Source organism: Sphingomonas aerophila, assembly GCF_014199305.1.
Taxonomy (GTDB): Bacteria; Pseudomonadota; Alphaproteobacteria; order Sphingomonadales; family Sphingomonadaceae; genus Sphingomonas; species Sphingomonas aerophila.
In genome coordinates this window covers 1-18,557 of the sequence record NZ_JACIJK010000003.1, presented here as the reverse complement: position 1 = coordinate 18,557, position 18,557 = coordinate 1, and the positions used below count along the sequence as shown (strand labels likewise).

Below are 18,557 nucleotides of genomic sequence, written 5' to 3'. Positions count from 1 at the left end.
ATCAATCTCGTTAAGGGGCAGCGTCGCAAGGGGGAGTATTAATGACCACCATCGTTCCCGTGATCTTGTCCGGCGGATCGGGCACCCGGCTGTGGCCGATGTCGCGGCCCGAAATGCCCAAGCAGATGCTCGCCCTCACGGCAGAGCAGACCATGCTCCAGCTGACCGCGCAGCGCGCCCGGGGTGAGCGGTATTCGGCGCCGATCGTGGTGGCCAACGCCCAGCATGCCGACCTGATCGAGCAGCAATTGGCGGACAGCGACAGCGCGCCGTCAGCGCTGGTGCTGGAGCCCGCGGGCCGCAACACCGCGCCCGCCATCGCGCTCGCTGCCTTAGCGGCAGGCGGCGGTTCGGCGGCGCTGCTGATCATGCCATCCGACCACGTCATTGCCGACGTAGCGGCCTTTCACGATGCCATTGCGAAGGCACTGCCCAAGGTCGAGGCCGGGTGGCTGGTCACCTTCGGGATTGCGCCTGACGCGCCCGAAACCGGCTATGGCTGGATCCAGGTCGGTGACGAGATCGACACGGGCGTCCACCGCGTGGCGCGCTTCGTGGAAAAGCCGCCGCTCGACAAGGCGGAAGAGATGCTGGCAGCGGGCGACCATGTCTGGAATGGCGGCATCTTCCTGTTCCGCGCCGATACCTACCTGTCCGCGCTCGCAACCTATGCGCCCGGCATGCTGACCGCTGCACAGGACGCCATGGACAAGGCCCGGCGCGATGGCGTTCGGATCTACCCCGATGCCGCCGCGTTCGGCGCCTCCCCGTCTGATTCGATCGACTATGCGGTCATGGAGCGCGCCGACAAGGTCGCGGTCGTGCCGGTTGCGATGGGCTGGAGCGATGTCGGCAGCTGGGATGCGCTCCATGCGATCAGCGACACGGACAGTGCGGGCAACGCCCATCGCCAGACTGGCACGGGTGAGGTGCTGGCGATCGACACCCAGAATTGTCTCGCCCGCTCGGATGGCGTTCGCATCGCAATGGTCGGTGTGTCCGACCTGATCGTCGTCGCGAGCGGCAACGATGTCCTGGTGCTGCCGCGCGGCCGCAGCCAGGAGGTCAAGAAGCTGATCGAGGCGATGAAGAACAGCTAAGCGGCGGTGCGGGTGCAACGGGGATCACCACAGATACCCCGTCCAGCACCCGCGACCGCGCCTGAAGCGGGTTCGGCACGCGCTCGCCGGGGTACAGCACGACCAGGCGATCGGCCGGCACTTTTCCGGCCAGGAAGTCCTGTCGCTCCGCTGCGAGCCGCGCCGTTGCCGCTCGCGAGACGCGTGACACGTACATGAAGCGCATCGGCCGGCAGCCGAGCATCGCGTGCCAGCCAATCTCTTCCAGCAATTTCGCATCACGAAAGGCTTCGGGTGGCTGGATGTCGATTGCTCCGGCGCCTGCAATCAGCGTCGCCCAGCGTGGGTCGCGCGTACGCTCGAACACCGACGGGTCGGTCGCCCGTGCTGTTTCCCCCCGGATCGTGGCCATCATCGGCACCATGTCAGCCACTTGCAGCACCAGCGCGGCAGTGATCAGCAGGCGCGCCTTGTTCCAGCGCATCGAAGCTGTGAGTGCGGCGTAGACCAGCACATAGCTGGTCGGCCAAAACAGCCGGCCAGAAGCCCGCACCAGGTCAAGCGCGTCGATCACCCCCTGCGGTGGCCGGGCATGCACCAGCCGCGCATCGCCCCAAACCACCACATCGCTGACCGCGACCGCTGCCAGCACGAACAGCGCAGGGGTCAGCCAGACCAGTCCGTCTCGCCCGGGCCGTTGCTTCAGGCCGAGCAGCGCGCCCGCCACGACCAGCAGCAGCAGCCCGGCACCCAGATACTGAAATCCCTCGAACCCCTGATTGGGGCTGTACATGCTTGCCGGCAGGAACACGCTGTTCGTGGCCACCAACGGGTTCCACAGGGCGTCCAGCGCCATCGGAAAGCTGCCGTATGTGCCGGTCGATACCGGCGTGTCGGTCAGCCCGTGGAACAGCGCCAGCGCGACGCCCAGGCCGGCCATGGCCGCAAAGCTCGCCAGCGGACCGCGGCGGTCGTCTCCCAGCACCACCTCGCGCAGGAAAGCGCTGCTCCAGAAAGCGAGCACCATCAGCAACAGGTAGCTGTGGATCAGCCCTGCCAATGCCACCACGAGGAACCACTGCCCCCAACGCCGCGCCCGGTCGCGATCGACGAACAGCCACAAGGACCACAGGATCAGCCAATGCGCGGTGAGGTTCGGATGGGGGAAGCGGTTGTACAACGTGGGCAGCAGCGACAGCAGCGCCGTTCCCGCCAGCGCCATGCCCGTATTCGGCGCCCGTTCCCGTACCAGCAGCCATGCAAAGGTGACATGCAGGGCCAGATTGATCAGCATCACCCAGCCGATCACCTGTATCGGTGCCGGCAGCAGCCATCCGGCGAAAGGCTTGAGCAGCAGCGCGGCCAGCGGATTGCTGTCCATCATCAGCAGGTGGATGCCCTCGGGCGCCATCACCAGCGGCGTGGTGGAACCCGGCCAGTTGCCCGCCCGCAGATAGGCGGCAAGCCCCAGCGCGTTCGGCCCCCAATCCTTCCCGTTCAGCGTCCAACCAACGTTCAGGATGTCGAGCACCTCCGGGTGCACCCACCAGCAGAACAGGGCAAGCGTGAGCGCCGTCAGGGCAAGCGGGACAAGGAGGCGGCGCATCTGCGCGCAACCTGCACGCCGGTTGGTTAACAGCGCGGTAAAGCGGCAAGCAAAAGGGCCGGCGGGATGATCCCACCGGCCCCTTGCTTTGGATCGGGCCAACAGCGGCGGAGCCGCTGCCAGACGTCAGACCGGTTCGGCGGAGCCGACCGGCTGGCCAATCTGATTCCGTGTCGGGGGCAGCGGACTGCCCCCGTCCGGGATCAGAAGTCCATGCCGCCCATGCCGCCCATGCCGCCGCCGCCCATGGCAGGCGCGGACGCCTTGTCATCGGGCAGTTCGGACACGGTCGCCTCGGTGGTGATGAGCAGGCCCGCCACCGATGCTGCGTTCTGGAGCGCGGTGCGAACGACCTTGGTCGGGTCGATCACGCCGGCCTGGACCAGGTTCTCATAGGTGTCGGTCGCAGCGTTGAAGCCGAGCGTGGTGTCGTTGCCGTCGAGCAGCTTGCCCGACACAACCGCACCGTCATGGCCCGCATTGCTGGCGATCTGGCGAACCAGCGCGGTCAGCGACTTGCGAACGATGTCCACACCGCGGGTCTGGTCCTCGTTGCCGCCCTGGAGCCCTTCGAGCGCCTTGGTGGCATAGAGCAGGGCCGTGCCGCCGCCCGGGACAATGCCCTCTTCAACGGCTGCGCGGGTCGCGTGGAGCGCGTCATCAACGCGGTCCTTGCGCTCCTTGACCTCGACCTCGGACGCGCCGCCGACCTTGATCACTGCAACGCCGCCTGCGAGCTTCGCCAGACGCTCCTGGAGCTTCTCGCGATCGTAGTCGGACGTGGTGTTCTCGATCTGCGCACGGATCGCTTCGGTACGCGCCTTGATCGAGTCGGCTGCACCAGCACCATCGACGATGGTGGTGTTGTCCTTGTCGATCGACACGCGCTTGGCAGTGCCGAGCATGCCAACGGTGACGTTCTCGAGCTTGATGCCCAAGTCCTCGGAAATCATCTCGCCCTGGGTCAGGATCGCGATGTCTTCCAGCATCGCCTTGCGGCGATCACCAAAGCCCGGCGCCTTCACGGCTGCGACCTTCAGGCCGCCGCGCAGCTTGTTCACCACGAGCGTGGCCAGAGCCTCACCCTCGATGTCCTCGGCGATGATCAGGAGCGGGCGACCCGACTGAACAACCGCTTCCAGAATCGGAAGCATCGCCTGCAGGTTGCTGAGCTTCTTTTCGTGGATCAGGATGTACGGGTCGTTGAGTTCGACCGTCATCTTTTCCGGGTTGGTGATGAAGTAGGGCGACAGGTAGCCGCGGTCGAACTGCATGCCTTCGACGACGTCCAGCTCGAAATCGAGACCCTTGGCCTCTTCGACGGTGATGACGCCTTCCTTACCGACCTTTTCCATGGCCTCGGCGATCTTCTCGCCGACTTCACGGTCACCATTGGCGGAGATGATGCCGACCTGGGCAACTTCCGCCGAACCCGACACGGGCTTGGAACGGGCCTTCACGTCCTCGACGACCTTGGTGACAGCGAGGTCGATGCCGCGCTTCAGGTCCATCGGGTTCATGCCGGCCGCTACCGACTTCATGCCCTCGCGAACGATCGCCTGGGCGAGAACGGTCGCGGTGGTGGTGCCGTCGCCAGCGATGTCGTTGGTCTTCGAGGCCACTTCGCGCACCATCTGCGCGCCCATGTTCTCGAACTTGTCCTTGAGCTCGATCTCCTTGGCGACGGTGACGCCGTCCTTGGTGATGCGCGGTGCGCCGAAGCTCTTGTCGATCACGACGTTGCGGCCCTTCGGCCCCAGCGTGACCTTTACCGCGTCGGCGAGGATGTCGACGCCGCGCAGGATGCGCTCGCGCGCGTCGCGGCCGAATTTCACGTCCTTGGCTGCCATGTGGCTACCCTTTCAGATGTGTAAGTGGAGAAACTGTAGAACCGAACGATCTCAGGCGATGATGCCCAGGATGTCCGACTCCTTCATGATGAGCAGGTCTTCGCCATCGACCTTGACCTCGGTGCCCGACCACTTGCCGAACAGGATGCGGTCGCCAGCCTTGACGTCGAGCGGGGTGATCGTGCCGTTTTCGGCGCGGGCACCGGTGCCGGCAGCGACGACTTCGCCTTCCTGCGGCTTTTCCTTGGCGGTGTCGGGAATGATGATCCCGCCGGCCGTCTTCTCTTCCGCCTCAACGCGGCGGACGAGAACGCGGTCGTGCAACGGACGAAAGTTCATTGCTGAAGCCCTCTTTTCAGGTCGTGTGACACTAATTTGGCACTCGGTTATCCGGAGTGCCAGCGGCCCGGATATGTGGCGGCTCCTGCCTGTCGTCAACTGCACGGCACGAGAAAAATGAACCAAATGTCAGATCGTGCGTGCCATCAGGTTCAATCGCCCGCGCATGGTCCAGCGGCTCACCAGCGCGCCTGACGCCACCACCAGCCCGGCGAGCAGGCCGATCCAGATGCCGACCCCGTTCCACCCTGCCCCGAACCCCAGCCAGACCGCGACACCGAACCCGACGATCCAGTAGCTTGCAAGGGCGAACAACATCGGCACCCGAGTATCCTGAAGCCCGCGCAGGATGCCCGCGGCGACCGCCTGTGCCCCGTCGAACAGCTGGAATGCCGCGGCCAGGATCAGGAACTGCACCGCCAGCGCGATCGCACGCGCATTGGCGGGGTCGGCAAGGTCAAGGTAGATGCCGATGAACGGCCGCGGCACCGATGCCATCACCAGCGCGGTCAGCCCCATGAACCCGGTGCCGAGCACCAGCGCCGTCCACCCCGCCCGTGCGACCCATTCCCGGTCCTGCGCGCCAAAGGCCATGCCGACGCGGATCGTCGCAGCCTGCCCCACCCCCATCGCGACCTGAAAGGTGAAGGATGCAAGGTTCAGCGCCACCGCGTGGGCGGCGACCTCCGTGACGCCGATCAGCCCCATCAGGAACCCGGCCCCGCCAAACAGCCCGGCCTCAAAGATCAGCGTCAGCGCGATCGGCACGCCCAGCCGGACAAGCTCGCCCAGCCGCTCCCAGTCGCTGCGCCACCAACGCCCCAGCAGCCGGTACCGGCGAATGCGCCGATCGCGCAGCAGGATGGCAACATAGGCGATCATGATCGCGATGCTGGTGATCACACTGGCCAGCGCCGACCCGATCAGCCCGAGAGCGGGCAGGCCGAGATGCCCGAACACCAGCGCCCAGTTGGCAAGCAAGGACAAGCCCAGCGCCACGCCATTGACCAGCATGGCATAACCGGGCTTGCCCAGCGCCGCGACCGTCTGGCGCATCACGGTGCTGACCAGCGCCGGCACCATCGCGACGAACAGCACGCGCAGGAACCGGCCACCCTCCGCCGCCACGCGCGGGTCCTGACGCGCGAGGGTGAACAGCCATTCGCCGTGCCACAACAGAAGCATGGCAGGTATCCCCGCCATCACGCACAGCCACATCGCCATGCGAAACGAGCGCCGCACTTCGCGCACCGCATGGCGCCGCCGGCCAAGCTCCGCCGCGATCAGCGCGGCCGCCGCGCCGACCATGCCGGACAGCGCCCACATGAACAGCGAATACAGGTACACGCCCAGCGTCGCGGAGGCGAAGGCAACCTGGCCCAAGTGCGCCACGAACAGCACATCGACGGAATAGATCGCCATCTGCAGCAGGTTGCCGCCGACCAGCGGCGCAGCGAGCGCGACCAGCGCGCGCATTTCATCCGGCCAGGTGGCGGGCTTGGGACCGGCGAGCGGCATCAGGGCGGCGGGCGCGGACATGGCCCCGCGTCGCTAGCAGGTCCGGCGGCCAAGGAAAGCCTCGCCCTGTATTACCGGATTAATACAGGGCATTGCTCCTTGTTCAACCATGCTTTAGCCCTGACGCATGATGCAGGTCGTGGAGCGACGCGGGTGAAGCTGGTTCGGGGTGCGTGGAAGCTGTTGGTGGCGATCAAGGACGGTCTCGTCCTGATTGCGATGTTGTTGTTCTTTGGCCTCCTCTACGCGGCGCTGAACGCCCGGCCAAATCCTGCCGCGATCACGAACGGGGCACTGGTCCTGGACCTGGACGGCACCATCGTCGAGCAGCCGGCCGAGGCACAGGCCTTTGCGACCCTGGCGGGCAATGCGGGCCCCCGCCAGTTCCGCCTGCGCGACGTGGTCCGCACGATCGATGCCGCGCGCGACGATACTCGCGTCAAGGCGGTGGTGGTTGACCTTGACGGCTTTGGCGGCGGTTATCCGGCGGCGCTGAACGAAGTGGGCGAGGCGCTGGCCCGGGTTCGCGCGGGCGGCAAGCCGGTGCTCGCCTTCTCCAACGGCTATACCGACGCTGGCTATCGCATCGCGGCCAACGCTTCCGAGATCTGGATGCACCCGCTGGGGCAGACGCTGTTCACCGGGCCGGGCGGCACCACGCTCTATTACAAGGGGCTGATCGACAAGCTGGGCGTCAACGTTCACGTGTACCGTGTCGGCCGCTACAAGTCGTTCGTCGAACCCTATACCCGTGCCGACCAGAGCCCGGATGCACGCGCGGCAGCGACCGCACTCTACGGCTCGCTATTCGAGAACTGGAAGCAGGCGGTCTCCCATGCCCGGCCCAAGGCGCAGATCGCGGCCTGGCTGACCGATCCCGCCCAATTGGTCGCCCGCACCGCGGGTGATTTCGCCAAGGCCGACCTGCAAACCGGCGTGGTCGACAAGCTTGGCGATCGCATCGCCTTTGGCCAGCGCGTCGCGCAGATTGCCGGTGGCGATGCTAAGCGGCCAGCGGGCTGGTTCAACAAGATCACCTACGACAACTATGTTGCCGCCCACCCGCTGCCGACTGCGGGCGACGCGGTCGGCGTGTTGACGGTCGCGGGCGACATCGTCGACGGCAAGGCGCCGGCTGGCACCGCTGGTGGCGAAACGCTGGTCCAGCTGATGCTGAAGGGTCTGGCGGAAAAGAACCTGAAGGCGCTGGTGGTTCGCGTCGATTCGCCCGGGGGATCCGCCCTTGCCTCCGAACAGATCCGCGATGCGGTGATGCAGGCCAAGAAGCGTGGGCTACCGGTTGTCATCTCGATGGGGTCGGTCGCGGCATCGGGCGGCTATTGGGTCGCCACCGCGGGCGATACGATCTTCGCGGAGCCGTCTACGATCACCGGCTCGATCGGGATTTTCGGCATCGTCCCGACTTTTGAAAAGGCGTTGGCCAAGGTTGGACTGACCAGCGACGGCGTTCGCACCACCGCCCTGTCGGGCCAGCCCGACATCATGGCCGGCACCACTCCGATCGTCGACAAGCTGTTCCAGGCGGGGATCGAGGGCGGCTATCGCCAGTTCATCAGCCGGGTAGCACAGGCGCGGCGCATGACCCCCGCGCGGGTGGACGAGATCGGCCAGGGTCGCGTGTGGGACGGCGGCACCGCGCGCCAGATCGGGCTGGTGGACCGTTTCGGGACCCTGTCGGATGCCATCGCTGAAGCAGCAAAACGCGCCAAACTCGATCCCGCCAAGGTCCATGCCGAATATCTGGAAAAGAAGCCGGGCGCCTTTGAACAGTTCGCCCGCGCCTTTGCCGATCGCAACCGCGACGACGATGCGGGCGCGGGCGACGCGTTCAGCCGCCTGTCGACCATGCGACGCGCCGCGCTGATCCAGGCGGTCGGCGATGCGCGGCGGCTCGCGACCGGCGCGGCGGTGCAGGCACGCTGCCTGGAATGCGCGGCCATCGCCCCCGCAACGCCCAGCGCCGAGGATGTCGGGCTGACGCAATTGCTGCTCTCCCGCCTCGGCTTCTGACCGGTGATCGCCTTGCGCGCCGCGACGCCGGACGACGCGGGCGCGATCGCCGCCATCTATGCGCCGCATGTGACGGCCGGCATCGCATCGTTTGAGCTGGAGGCTCCCGATGCGGCGATCATGGCGGCGCGGATGGCGTCCGCGGGCGAGCTTTACCCGTGGCTGGTCGCCACGGAGGGACCGGACGGCGCGGTGCTCGGCTACGCCTATGCCGGGCGCTTCCGTGAGCGGGAGGCTTATCGCTGGACAGTCGAAACAACTATTTATCTGGCTAGTCATGCCCACCGCCGCGGGATCGGGCGGCAGCTCTATGAAGCGCTCATCGCAACCCTGACCCGGCAGGGCTTCACCCAGGCGATCGGCGCGATCGCGCTACCCAATCCCGGCTCGGTCGCGCTACATGAAACGCTGGGCTTTGTTCATGCCGGCACCCTGGCGGCGGTGGGGTACAAGCTGGGGCAATGGGCCGATGTGGGCTATTGGCAGCGGGCCCTGGCGCCTGCGGCCCTGCCCCCGGCCGAGCCGCTGCCCGTCACCGGCCTGCTCGTCCTCGAACCCTGACCCGCCTCAGCGCCGCCCCGGATACGCCGGCAGCGCCAGGCGCCAGCGAATGGCCGCCGCGCGCAAGGCGAAGCCCGCTGCCGCCGCGATCCCGGCCGCGATCCCCACCGGAACACCCGCCGCGACCAGCCCGACATGGGTTGCGGAGGCAAGCGCCGCGGCGGTGACGTAAAGTTCGGGCCGCATCAGGATGGACGGCTCGCCCGCCAACACGTCGCGCACGATGCCGCCAACGCAGGCGGTGACCACGCCCATGACAAAGGCTGGCACCGGCGGCACGTCATAGCGCAGCGCCTTTGCGGCCCCGAACACGGCATAGGCCGCAAGGCCCACCGCGTCGAACCAGTCCAGTGCCTGCCCCCGCCACCAACGCTCTGGCGTGGCCCAGATCGCCGCCGCCGCCGCCAGGCACACCGCCGCCGCCCGTGCGTCGTGAACCCAGAACACCGGCGCGCCGATCAGCAGGTCGCGCAGTGTCCCCCCACCGACACCCGTTACCAGGGCGAAAAAGGCGAGCGTGACTGCCGTCTGCCCGGCGCGCGCCGCCGCCAGCGCGCCCGACGCCGCGAACACCGCAAGCCCGGCGAGGTCGAACCATGGCGCAAAGGCGGGAAGGATGGCGGCAGGATGCAACATCGGACCGGTGAATGAACGCCTGCGCCAGGCCGGGCAAGGCCGCTCCGCCCAACCCTGTCGTTATCTGAACGAAACGTTGTTTGCGGTTCATGCAACCCCCGCGCGAGCCGCGACGTTACCCCCGCAGTGTTTGGAAACAAATGGAGCGATGTGATGCGTAAGATGATGCTTGCACTGGGTTGTGCCGCGATGGTTGCCCCGACGCTTGTTCTGCCGGTGACCGCCGCTGACGCACAGCGCCGCTACAAGTATCGCGAGTGGCGCGACGATCGCGGCCGCACGCGTTGCCGCAAGGCGGATGGCACCACCGGCCTGGTCGTCGGCGGCGTCGCTGGCGCCCTGCTCGGCCGTACGATCGACACGCGTGGCGATCGCACCATTGGGACGCTGGGCGGCGCCGCAGCGGGCGCGCTGGCGGGCCGTGAGATCGACCGCGGCTCCAGCAAGCGTCGCTGCCGCTAATGCCGGCTGGCGGGGTGGCACCGTGCCGCCCCGCCAACCTGGCCTCGACGGCGCAGGGAACCAACGCTCCCGGCGCCCTCATGGGAGGAGTAGCTGATGCGTAAATCAATCTTGTCCGCCGTGCTGGCGGCCACCACGCTCGCCGGATTCCCGGCAGCCGCCCAATCCTATCGCGAAGACCGCCGCGACTATCGCCAGGATCGGCGCGACGACCGCAACGACCGCCGAGATGACCGGCGCGACGGCCGCAATGATTTTCGTCGTTACCGGTCCTATGACTACAACCGGAATGAGCCAGGTCAGCGCGCGTACTTCGCGGATCGCTATTACCGGGATGGTCGCTATTACCAGCAGCGTCGCCTCAGCCGTAACGACCGCATCTATCGCGGGTCGAACGGCCGCTATTATTGCCGCCGCAATGACGGCACCACTGGCCTGATCATCGGCGGCATCGCGGGTGGGTTGCTCGGTAATGCGCTGACCAATGGCCGCTCGGAACTGCTCGGTACGCTGGTAGGCGCCGGTGGTGGCGCGCTGCTCGGCCAGTCGGTCGACCGCGGCCAGGTACGCTGCCGCTAAGACTTTCAGTTCGTCGCGCGGAAAGGGGCTCGGCCGATGGTCGGGCCCCTTTCTCGTGTCAGATGAAGCCGCCGCCCAGGGCCAGGCGGATAGCGAAGATGATCGCCAGCAGCAGGTTCAGGTTGCGCCCCGACCGGTGGCGCGACAGCGCGCCTACAGCGGCACCAACCAGCGTGATCGGGGTCACGAACCAGTATCCCCAAGCCATGAACGGCAGGAACGGCACGATCCCGAGCAACAGTGCGACAAGACCGATCAGGATGGAGAGGATGTTGGCCATACCAGCCAAGTGGCCCGGCCCCGCCCCGATCGCAACACCGTTCGCCCGCGCAACCGCCCGTTAAATGATGCCGTGGCATGGGGCCGCATGGTCCGCGCGCCACTCCTGCCCCGATGCATCCTAACCGCCAGCCTGCTGCTGGTAGCGTGTTCCGGCAACCAGGTGCCGTCCGACAGGCCAGGCGACAGCCCGGGAGCCCGCATCGGCGACCCCGCCATTGCGGCGGCGATCAACGCGCCGATCATGATCGACCCCGCCCTTGGCCAACTCTCCAACATCGACGCCATCCGTCCGCCACCCGCGCCGGAACCGATGTCGATACCACCCGACGCGCTCGGCATGGTCGCGGACAAGGTCGACCCTGCCGCGCTCGCGCACGCGCCTGCAGCCAATGGCGAATGCCCTCGCTGCACCGCTGCCGCGTCGGCATTGACCCTCGCCGCCTTTGCCGAGCGTCAGCGCGCGAGCGCAGCCTGCGTCGCGGTCTTGCGTTATGCCACTGGCTGGGCCGAGCGGCTGCCGGCCACCCTTCCCCTGCCCACTGGCGCACGCGTCGTGGAAGCGGCGGGAACCGACGTGCCGGGATGCGACCTGCGTGTGTCAGCTTTGCGACAGCGACGCCGGCCGACCGGGTGATCGACTGGTTCTTTACCCGCGCGCGCGGCGACCGTCTGGCGTTCGACCATGGCGAGGATCAGGGCCGGCACCTGTTGACGGGCGCGCTTGGCCGGCGCCGCTTTGTCGTGCATGCCGCTCCCCGGCCGGGCGGCGGCGCGGATGCAACGCTGCTCAGCAGCGACTAGTAAACGACCGGGGCTGTTGAAAAAGGCCGGACGTCTCGCTGCCTGGCCCGCCTCGGCAAGCGGTCCGGCAGCTTTCGGGCGCGCTGACGCTAAAGCAGACGCTACAGGCCGGTGAACGCGATGTCGCCGGTTGCCCAAACAAGCCGAGCCGCGCCGTCTTCTTTCCAGTAAACGGTCACGAAAGCTGGCATCGCGGTGATCCCATTCCCCCCGCGCTGGCGAAACTCAGCCAAATTAACGCTGCGGTCCGGCGAGCAGAAGCCGTCCAACTTGAAGCCCTGCCGAACGAGCGAACGTCGCAGTAAAACAGCGGGTGATCCCGGTGGAAAGTCTCGGACGAGCCGCAGATTTATCTCTGGTGAGTGAGACGCTGTGGCAGGCGTAGAGCCCGGTCCGGAACTGGGCTCGCACAACGAGGTGCTCCCGCCAGTGGTCAAGGCTCCCATCGCCAAGGGCGGGAGCGGCGGGCTTACCGCACCGCTACAGGATATCATGGCGGCCGAAGCTCCCACAGTCGCGAAAAGCACAAACCAACGTCGCATCTGGAGATGATCGCATCAGACATTGTTCGTCTGCAACTGGGCGAGAGCTGCCGTCCCGATTGGGATGCTATTTTGGGACTGTCCGGATTGGGCGAACGCTGACACTGGGTCAGCCCTCGTGATCCTCAAACAGCGCATCACCGTAAGGCAGGTCGTGAAGTCGCTCCCGGTAGCATGCCGGATGGCATGCCATGACTGCCCTCGCCACGTTTCGAGAGAGTAAGGGTGCAGGGGTCTAAGCCGCCGGTTTGGACTGGCCTTGAACAAAAGCAGCAGACAACGTCCATGTTCTTGGTTCGCACGGCTGGCCGATGTCCGCAACCGGGTGGATTGCGGACGGTCGTGTCAGGTGCGATCGTTCGTGGGCGGTTTGACTGTGAGGACCGCCACCGACCCGCGATCAGCTTCGATCACGCGCAAACGTATTGATGTACCGTCTTTTCTCGCGCCCACAACGAGCAGCCCTTTAGCGACGACCTGATACCCTGCACGCCTGGCGTTCAGAACATACTGATCTCTGAAGACAGCCGCGCTTTGCTGGCTCCTCAGCTCATATACGGCTGTCTCTCCGCGAGCGCGCGGCTTCACGGTGATGTCCATGTTAGCCAGCGTAGTGCCCGCGGGCGGCATTACACCCGCGAGGGCGGGTGCCTCATTTCCCACGCGCGGAACCGGCGCGGGTGGGACCGCACTGGCGGTGCCATCACTAATCAGCGTCATCATCAGCGTAGCGATTGCGATAAATGTCATTGGACTGCTCTCTCCAGAACTTGTCCATGACGCAAGGAAGAGATCGGGGCCAAAATGAGCGCCTGACCTCTCGCCTATACGCGTTGTCCGCAATGTTGATATCCGCAATTGGGCGTGAGCCGACCGGCCGCTCTTAGAAGCAGCGTCCCGTTTGGGATGGTGTGGGACTGTCCGGGTTTGTGAGCAGTCCGAGAAGGCTGGACGCCGATCGACAGAAGCGGAGCCCGCTCACGCCCTAAGCAAGAAACGAGCGAGGCTGAATGGCCGATCCTGGGCGTTTCGGGGAACGCTCAGGAATGGCGACATCGGGCCCAACAAGGTGAACGCACCTGGCCGAAGTCAGGGCAGTTAATCGCCCGTACTTAGCGGCGCCAACGATGAAGCTATCACGATCTTGCCGTCATCTCTCACAACGAGCGCCATTTTCCGTCGGCCATTTGCAAACGTCAGCTTGTACTCATCCCCGCCGAGGGCGTCGGGCTTATTGAAGTTGGCCGATTGCAACGCGCCGATGGAAGTTGGCGGGCCGCCACGAGCCCGGCATGGCGTCGAGCGCGCCTAAGAGGTCGTGTCGAAAGCGATCACCCCTCAGTCATGTAGATGTAGTCCCGCCTCCGAATGGCCGAGCTTGGTGGAGAACGGAATAGCGGCTTTCGGGAGTGCGGAAGAGATAAGCGGACGTTCGCACCTTAAGGGTTCATGAAGCCCCATCCGTCTGCATGGCCGCCATACACTTGCGCCAGCGCGTGCAACTGCTCCTCTGCTGCGGTCACGTTTGCCGCTGAGGGCACCAGCTCCTTGGATGCTGTCACGTCCCAATGGCCCTCGTCGCGATCAACTTTTTCGACGGCTGCTCTGAACCCAAGATGCTCAACATCCGAAGCGAAGGCCTCTGCCGAGAGCCGGTCAGCAAAGAGGTGGCTAAAATCCACCTCCCGCGAAAGGCTAAGATCGTTCCCACCCTCGTCAATTCGTTTCAGAATTTCGGCATTCTCATCGAGCAGCGACATGTCAGTTCTCTTAGCCTACAAATCTGGACGGGAAGCTTGTTTCGAGCAAGCTGAACGACTGTCAGTGGGCGCTCCCGCTGCGGCAGCCGTCCCAATTGGGATGCTATTTTTAGGACTGTCCGGCTCTGGGTGGAAAGTGGAAGGGCAGCTTTCGGCCGACGGACGCCAATTTCCGACGTCACCCGGCCGGGTTCCGAATTCGATGTTCCACATAGGTTGCTGCATGGTCGCCCTCATCAAAGTCGACCAGTAGGGCGGACGTTAGAGGCTGGTCCATCAACACGAAGCCGTCCGGATACAACGCCCGAAGGTGCGATACTGAGCGGATGAGCGCTTCGGATGACAGGAGCACGCCGGGCTCTTCTACATCCCACCCGACAATGACCAGCACGTCACGACGTCCGGCAAAGTCGCGGACAGCAAAGAGAAGCGGCCCGCCTGATCGTTGAGGTAGCTCGCCGAACCTCTGCAGACCGGCGGAACGCAACTGGTCTATTAGACTTACTTGCCGATCAGCCGAAAGCGGAGCCGATGCCACGCCAACAGCTCGCCAAGCCGCTACAACGTCCGGAACGCGGCTCGCCCGTCGTTTTCGCCTCAGAAGCTCACCAAGCCGTTGCCGATGTTCGTCCACGCACTTAACCCTAAGCGTGATGGCGATGTCCGCAATGGCAACGGCGTTTCCGGGACGGAATGTCGAAATTCTGGGCGTTAGCGGGCTTTGGCCCAAACTGGAAAAACGGCCTTCGCGGTCGAGCCCATCGCTTTCGCCACCTGCCCGTAATCAAAGGCGGGAAGTTGCGTGAGGTAATCGAGCGCGCCGCTTTCCCCGGTTGCCCCTTGCGGAAATGCACACGCGAGCTGTCCCTCTGATCCGAACAAGAGCCACCAAACGTCAGCACCCCATGGACCTGTGTCGTTGGTCTCGATTGCCACGCCAATCATGTCAGACTTGGCCAATCTGGTTGTGCGGCCCGCGTCGTCGATGACTTGAACGTGGTCCGGCTCAACCGACACGACCCACAGTGCTTCCGGTTGTGGACGCCTCCTCCGCTTTTCCAACCAGCCGAACATCTAGCCTCCAGGTCAGTAGACCTTATCGCTGTCCCCCGATGTCCGACACTGGGCGAGAGCGGAAGGGCCGCTTTCGGAACTGAGGTCTACCCCCTCAAGGTCCGAGTTTGGTGAAGGCAGCCAGCAGAACAGAGCGGGTCGGCCTACCCGGTTCGGTGAGATCGGCAACTGGTGTCTGCGCCTGGCGTTCGCGTCGCCATTGCCATCACGACCGGAGGTGACTGCAATCAGCTCCCAATCTGCTTGAGCCGAAGCCGCGGATGCGATCCAAGCCACTTTGTCATGCACGCAATCGTGGCGTAGTTCGGAGCCCGCGCTGGCAGCATAACCGTGCGCTGGCCGTTAAAGATGCCGCGTACAACGCTCTGTGGCGGATAACCGCATGACCTTGCGGCGGCTTGAAAACGAGACAAGGATTGCTCTGGTCCCGACATGATCATCGGGAGCTCCATGAATAGCGTTGTGAGTAGCGCGAGGATCATGCCTCCAGCTTCCAAGACATCAGCTTTCTCCGATCAGCCTTAATGCCCCTGACAGGCCGCGTCCGCAACAGGACACGGCCAGCGTGGCAACGGTTACAAATGGGCGTGAGCGACCGTCCCACAAAGGAACGGCAATCGAGACGGACGGGGCAGTCCCGATTGGGATGCTATTTTGGGACTGTCCGGCTTTGGGTGGTAGGCGGAATGGCGGATTTCGGGCGCCGGGGATGAATTGGCAGACGTTCTGCTGGTGAGGTAGAGCCAACGCGCTGGCCTGCTTAACGCTGACGCAAACTGGCCCCAAACAGGCGAGCAGCTACATAGATGTATGAGAGTGCGGCACAGATAATTACCATGCTTGACGGGTCAGCTCGTGGAGCCCCGAAGAGTTGTCCCGTGAACACGCCCCACAGCAGAGCTGTCACAGCCAGCCAGATGAGGGCGAATACAGACAGCCCTAGCAGGACGGCGATCATGCGAACGACCTGAACGGCTTTCAACTTATTTCTTCATCGTATCCGGAGCGCACCTATGTGTCCATCCTCCGCAGCCTGGCACGCTTACCCTTAACGAGTGCGTTGCAAGCGCCGGACAAGGTACCCGCTCTGGTAATTTTCTGGGCGACTGTCCGGCAGCTCGGGCCCGTCCCGCGGCGCCAAGTGTCATCCTATCCTCCCCCGTCAAATCCGTTAAACCCATTGTCAGGTATCGAATCCCACTCGCCACCCTCGGCGCAGCCGCCGGACGTACAACCTAAAGCGCTTGCTATGAGGCGACGCGCAGCCGCGACCTTTGAACAGTCGGTGCCTTGTTCATGGCGGAGGAGAGTAGTCGGTCTGACGTCAGATCGTGCCTTCAGATCAAGCCGGGTTGCTAACTCTTTTCGATCGATAGACGTAGCGTTCCACAGCAGGCCTCCTGCTCGCGTGACCAGAACGACGTCCACCACAGGTTCCGCTTGCACGGGTCTATATGTCCAGTTCGGATCTTTGTTATCACAAAGGCTCTGCTCCGGATGGCAGGCGCTTAGGAGAACGAGGGCGACATGCCCAGTGAGCTGGTTCAGCGATAAAGGTCGGAAGCGCGACACATTCTGCTTTCATTAGAGCCGTCGATCAGCGTAGCCCGCGCGCAGTGTCGCATGCGACTTGGTGAAGGCGGATTTGATAGTAGCGGAGGGCAAAGCGGCGTGCCTCTTCCACCTTTTTAGGTGAAACGGGACCATCGTCCAATTGACCCGACCATAAACCCAGACCGTAACGGAATTGCCAGAGCCTGACTTGCCAAGGCGGCAGGTCCTTGATGGCTGCATCAACGAGATCGCCTTGGTATATGCGTTCCGAGGCCCACCGGAGCGGCCCATCGATCTCGGAAACGCGCGGCGCGACAAGATCCAATTTTACAGGAAAGCCGCACTGGTAGTCGGGCACCATCAACTCCGGCACACCTGTCTGGGTAGGCCACGGGCTTTCTCTTCCTGCTGAGATCCGCCGCAGGATATGGAAGCTGTCGTCTCTCACGCTTAGAACGTTGGCTTCGGGGCGAACGAGTGCTTGCAGCACAATCAGAACGACCAGTAGGACAGGCCAGGCACGTTTCAATCGCATCTCCGCCCTTACCAAATAGCCTCCACCTGGAGTAACGCTTCAGCGACACGCAGGATGGCTATACCGACAACAGCTCCGACAAAGGGCATCCACCATTGCGAGCGACCGATCCAAACTTCCTTCATCCGACCACCTTGTAGGGGTGCGGCTGCGCTCGCAAGTGGGCGAGGGCGGCAGATTAGCCGTCTCAATTGGTATGCTATTTCGGGACTGTCCGGGTTTGGTGGTTAGCTGCCGAAGCGGTTAAGCAAGCGCATAAGCCAACTTGGCTGTTGCTCGATGATCTCACCCGCGCCCCAGACAGGGTTCGCATGCTCGCGATCAAGATAGCCGTTGATGCGAATGAGGATCGGGCCATTCTTACGACCCTTCCAGTCGGCATCCCACGTCACGGCCATGTAAGGGCCCTCACTTTCCGGCCTTACGTAAATTCGGCCAACGGGCAGTCGCTCGGCGAGATCAGGCCAACTGAACTTCGCGACCTCATACGCGACGTCGCTAACTCGCAACTCAAGTTCGCGGTCATCGTCCGACTGTATGGCCATCCTAGTAGCTTATCGACAAAGCGCGATATCCGCTATTGGGCGGTTTCGACCGCGCTTGTCGTCGCAAGAGATCAGATACGGGACCATGTGCTGCTGCGACGTCTAGGTCACCCCTTCACGAGGTAAAACGCGCAGACTAGAGCGAGGAGTGCTGACCCGCCCGCTATCCAAATGTGCTGGCGGCCGCCTGAGCTTCTAGCCAGTTGCGCTTCCGCGATCGCGGCTACCAATGATGCAGTAACCCCAAACACTAAAACGATCGTCCAAGCCATGAGGAGCCTCGTCCGCCTCTTGAGCACTAGCATCGAAAGGAGGCGGCTATCGCCCGCTCCGGATGAATGCCCGATGTCGAGACGTTGGACGGTATCGTTGTCGTAGGTATCCCGGCGTGAGCGGCCGTCCCACAAACGAACCTTCAACGGGACAGTCGAGGCCAGTGCGCAAAAGCGCCCAACTGGCAGCTTTGGCTTTCCCAAAACCTGTTCCCGAAATAGGAGTCCCGAAATTACCGGTTTGAGATGGAGTTTTGGGACAGATGCTGATCGGCTACGCGCGCGTTTCGACAGCCGATCAGGACCTGACCCTGCAAACGGATGCGCTGACCAAGGCCGGATGCGAAAAGCTGTTCACTGACAAGGCGAGCGGCGCGAGGGTCAACCGGCCGGGGCTTGCCGAAGCTCTCGACTTTGTCCGAGCGGGCGACACGCTGTGATCTGGAAGCTCGATCGGCTTGGCCGCTCCATCCAGGGCCTGATCGAACTGGCGGCCGACCTGTCGGCCCGCAAAGTTGATTTTCGGTCACT

Annotated in this window: 19 protein-coding genes and 1 pseudogene; 8 read left to right on the top strand and 12 right to left on the bottom strand. The window is 64.3% G+C overall.

Features of this window, described 5'->3' with window-relative positions:
• Window positions 1-41 precede the first annotated feature (41 nt).
• Window positions 42-1,100, top strand: a complete 1,059-nt coding sequence (locus FHS94_RS05030; RefSeq protein WP_184055346.1) for a mannose-1-phosphate guanylyltransferase/mannose-6-phosphate isomerase — start codon at window positions 42-44, stop codon at window positions 1,098-1,100.
• Here FHS94_RS05030 and FHS94_RS05025 read toward each other — a convergent pair.
• From FHS94_RS05025 to FHS94_RS05010, 4 genes are all read right to left on the bottom strand, one after another.
• Window positions 1,066-2,685, bottom strand: coding sequence for a DUF6311 domain-containing protein (locus FHS94_RS05025; RefSeq protein WP_184055344.1), 1,620 nt, complete (start codon window positions 2,683-2,685; stop codon window positions 1,066-1,068). The genes FHS94_RS05030 and FHS94_RS05025 overlap by 35 nt on opposite strands.
• A 203-nt stretch (window positions 2,686-2,888) precedes the next feature.
• The gene (gene groL, locus FHS94_RS05020) at window positions 2,889-4,535 is read right to left on the bottom strand and encodes a chaperonin GroEL (protein ID WP_184055342.1); all 1,647 of its coding nucleotides are present in this window, start codon (window positions 4,533-4,535) and stop codon (window positions 2,889-2,891) included.
• 51 nt (window positions 4,536-4,586) lie between these two features.
• Window positions 4,587-4,874 (bottom strand): co-chaperone GroES, encoded by a 288-nt coding sequence (groES, locus tag FHS94_RS05015; RefSeq protein ID WP_184055340.1) that lies wholly within the window; start codon window positions 4,872-4,874, stop codon window positions 4,587-4,589.
• Window positions 4,875-5,003: 129 nt separating this feature from the next.
• Window positions 5,004-6,413, bottom strand: coding sequence for an MATE family efflux transporter (locus FHS94_RS05010; RefSeq protein WP_246348379.1), 1,410 nt, complete (start codon window positions 6,411-6,413; stop codon window positions 5,004-5,006).
• Window positions 6,414-6,545: 132 nt separating this feature from the next.
• Between FHS94_RS05010 and sppA the strand changes: the two genes are divergently transcribed.
• Both sppA and FHS94_RS05000 read left to right on the top strand, forming a co-directional pair.
• Window positions 6,546-8,423, top strand: a complete 1,878-nt coding sequence (sppA, locus tag FHS94_RS05005; RefSeq protein ID WP_184055338.1) for a signal peptide peptidase SppA — start codon at window positions 6,546-6,548, stop codon at window positions 8,421-8,423.
• Window positions 8,424-8,426: 3 nt separating this feature from the next.
• Window positions 8,427-8,984 carry a GNAT family N-acetyltransferase gene (locus tag FHS94_RS05000; protein WP_184055336.1) on the top strand — a complete coding sequence of 186 codons (558 nt, stop codon included), beginning with the start codon at window positions 8,427-8,429 and terminating at the stop codon, window positions 8,982-8,984.
• A 6-nt stretch (window positions 8,985-8,990) separates the two neighbouring features.
• Here the strand turns inward: FHS94_RS05000 and FHS94_RS04995 are convergent, their stop codons facing one another.
• Window positions 8,991-9,620, bottom strand: a complete 630-nt coding sequence (locus FHS94_RS04995; protein ID WP_184055334.1) for a trimeric intracellular cation channel family protein — start codon at window positions 9,618-9,620, stop codon at window positions 8,991-8,993.
• A gap of 153 nt (window positions 9,621-9,773) precedes the next feature.
• Here FHS94_RS04995 and FHS94_RS04990 point away from each other — a divergent pair, with 153 nt between their 5' ends.
• Both FHS94_RS04990 and FHS94_RS04985 read left to right on the top strand, forming a co-directional pair.
• Window positions 9,774-10,082: a glycine zipper 2TM domain-containing protein gene (locus FHS94_RS04990; RefSeq protein ID WP_184055332.1), complete on the top strand. Its 309-nt coding sequence runs from the start codon at window positions 9,774-9,776 to the stop codon at window positions 10,080-10,082.
• A gap of 96 nt (window positions 10,083-10,178) precedes the next feature.
• On the top strand, window positions 10,179-10,661 hold the full coding sequence (locus FHS94_RS04985; protein WP_184055330.1) for a glycine zipper 2TM domain-containing protein: 483 nt from the start codon (window positions 10,179-10,181) through the stop codon (window positions 10,659-10,661).
• A 58-nt stretch (window positions 10,662-10,719) separates the two neighbouring features.
• Here FHS94_RS04985 and FHS94_RS04980 read toward each other — a convergent pair whose 3' ends face one another.
• Window positions 10,720-10,941, bottom strand: coding sequence for a hypothetical protein (locus FHS94_RS04980; protein WP_184055328.1), 222 nt, complete (start codon window positions 10,939-10,941; stop codon window positions 10,720-10,722).
• 9 nt (window positions 10,942-10,950) lie between these two features.
• Here FHS94_RS04980 and FHS94_RS04975 point away from each other — a divergent pair, with 9 nt between their 5' ends.
• Together FHS94_RS04975 and FHS94_RS04970 are read left to right on the top strand one after the other, a co-directional pair.
• Entirely contained in the window at window positions 10,951-11,577 is a 627-nt protein-coding gene (locus FHS94_RS04975) for a hypothetical protein (protein ID WP_221234576.1), read from the top strand.
• A complete protein-coding gene (locus FHS94_RS04970; protein WP_184055324.1) occupies window positions 11,574-11,744 on the top strand; it encodes a hypothetical protein in 171 nt (56 codons plus the stop codon). Before FHS94_RS04975 ends, FHS94_RS04970 begins: the two co-directional genes overlap by 4 nt.
• A gap of 887 nt (window positions 11,745-12,631) precedes the next feature.
• Here the strand turns inward: FHS94_RS04970 and FHS94_RS04965 are convergent.
• The 6 genes from FHS94_RS04965 to FHS94_RS04945 form a co-directional block, all read right to left on the bottom strand.
• Window positions 12,632-13,036 carry a hypothetical protein gene (locus FHS94_RS04965; RefSeq protein ID WP_184055322.1) on the bottom strand — a complete coding sequence of 135 codons (405 nt, stop codon included), beginning with the start codon at window positions 13,034-13,036 and terminating at the stop codon, window positions 12,632-12,634.
• A 689-nt stretch (window positions 13,037-13,725) separates the two neighbouring features.
• Window positions 13,726-14,046, bottom strand: coding sequence for a ribonuclease E inhibitor RraB (locus FHS94_RS04960; RefSeq protein ID WP_184055320.1), 321 nt, complete (start codon window positions 14,044-14,046; stop codon window positions 13,726-13,728).
• 178 nt (window positions 14,047-14,224) lie between these two features.
• A complete protein-coding gene (locus FHS94_RS19125; protein WP_221234575.1) occupies window positions 14,225-14,437 on the bottom strand; it encodes a hypothetical protein in 213 nt (70 codons plus the stop codon).
• A gap of 320 nt (window positions 14,438-14,757) precedes the next feature.
• On the bottom strand, window positions 14,758-15,120 hold the full coding sequence (locus FHS94_RS04955) for a hypothetical protein (RefSeq protein ID WP_184055318.1): 363 nt from the start codon (window positions 15,118-15,120) through the stop codon (window positions 14,758-14,760).
• Between the two features lie 1,597 nt (window positions 15,121-16,717).
• Window positions 16,718-17,203 carry a hypothetical protein gene (locus FHS94_RS04950; protein ID WP_221234574.1) on the bottom strand — a complete coding sequence of 162 codons (486 nt, stop codon included), beginning with the start codon at window positions 17,201-17,203 and terminating at the stop codon, window positions 16,718-16,720.
• Window positions 17,204-17,436: 233 nt separating this feature from the next.
• Entirely contained in the window at window positions 17,437-17,754 is a 318-nt protein-coding gene (locus FHS94_RS04945) for a hypothetical protein (protein ID WP_184055314.1), read from the bottom strand.
• 535 nt (window positions 17,755-18,289) lie between these two features.
• On the opposite strand from FHS94_RS04945, the pseudogene FHS94_RS04940 reads away from it, so the two are divergent.
• Window positions 18,290-18,557: pseudogene (locus FHS94_RS04940) on the top strand (recombinase family protein); the annotation flags it as partial.

What these genes read in the sequence shown, in the direction of transcription:
- FHS94_RS05030 (WP_184055346.1), top strand. Translation starts at nt 42, where the DNA reads ATGACCACCATCGTTCCCGTGATCTTGTCCGGCGGATCGGGCACCCGG.
- FHS94_RS05025 (WP_184055344.1), bottom strand. Translation starts at nt 2,685, where the DNA reads ATGCGCCGCCTCCTTGTCCCGCTTGCCCTGACGGCGCTCACGCTTGCC.
- groL (WP_184055342.1), bottom strand. Translation starts at nt 4,535, where the DNA reads ATGGCAGCCAAGGACGTGAAATTCGGCCGCGACGCGCGCGAGCGCATC.
- groES (WP_184055340.1), bottom strand. Translation starts at nt 4,874, where the DNA reads ATGAACTTTCGTCCGTTGCACGACCGCGTTCTCGTCCGCCGCGTTGAG.
- FHS94_RS05010 (WP_246348379.1), bottom strand. Translation starts at nt 6,413, where the DNA reads ATGTCCGCGCCCGCCGCCCTGATGCCGCTCGCCGGTCCCAAGCCCGCC.
- FHS94_RS04995 (WP_184055334.1), bottom strand. Translation starts at nt 9,620, where the DNA reads ATGTTGCATCCTGCCGCCATCCTTCCCGCCTTTGCGCCATGGTTCGAC.
- FHS94_RS04990 (WP_184055332.1), top strand. Translation starts at nt 9,774, where the DNA reads ATGCGTAAGATGATGCTTGCACTGGGTTGTGCCGCGATGGTTGCCCCG.
- FHS94_RS04985 (WP_184055330.1), top strand. Translation starts at nt 10,179, where the DNA reads ATGCGTAAATCAATCTTGTCCGCCGTGCTGGCGGCCACCACGCTCGCC.
- FHS94_RS04980 (WP_184055328.1), bottom strand. Translation starts at nt 10,941, where the DNA reads ATGGCCAACATCCTCTCCATCCTGATCGGTCTTGTCGCACTGTTGCTC.
- FHS94_RS04965 (WP_184055322.1), bottom strand. Translation starts at nt 13,036, where the DNA reads ATGACATTTATCGCAATCGCTACGCTGATGATGACGCTGATTAGTGAT.
- FHS94_RS04960 (WP_184055320.1), bottom strand. Translation starts at nt 14,046, where the DNA reads ATGTCGCTGCTCGATGAGAATGCCGAAATTCTGAAACGAATTGACGAG.
- FHS94_RS04955 (WP_184055318.1), bottom strand. Translation starts at nt 15,120, where the DNA reads ATGTTCGGCTGGTTGGAAAAGCGGAGGAGGCGTCCACAACCGGAAGCA.
- FHS94_RS04945 (WP_184055314.1), bottom strand. Translation starts at nt 17,754, where the DNA reads ATGGCCATACAGTCGGACGATGACCGCGAACTTGAGTTGCGAGTTAGC.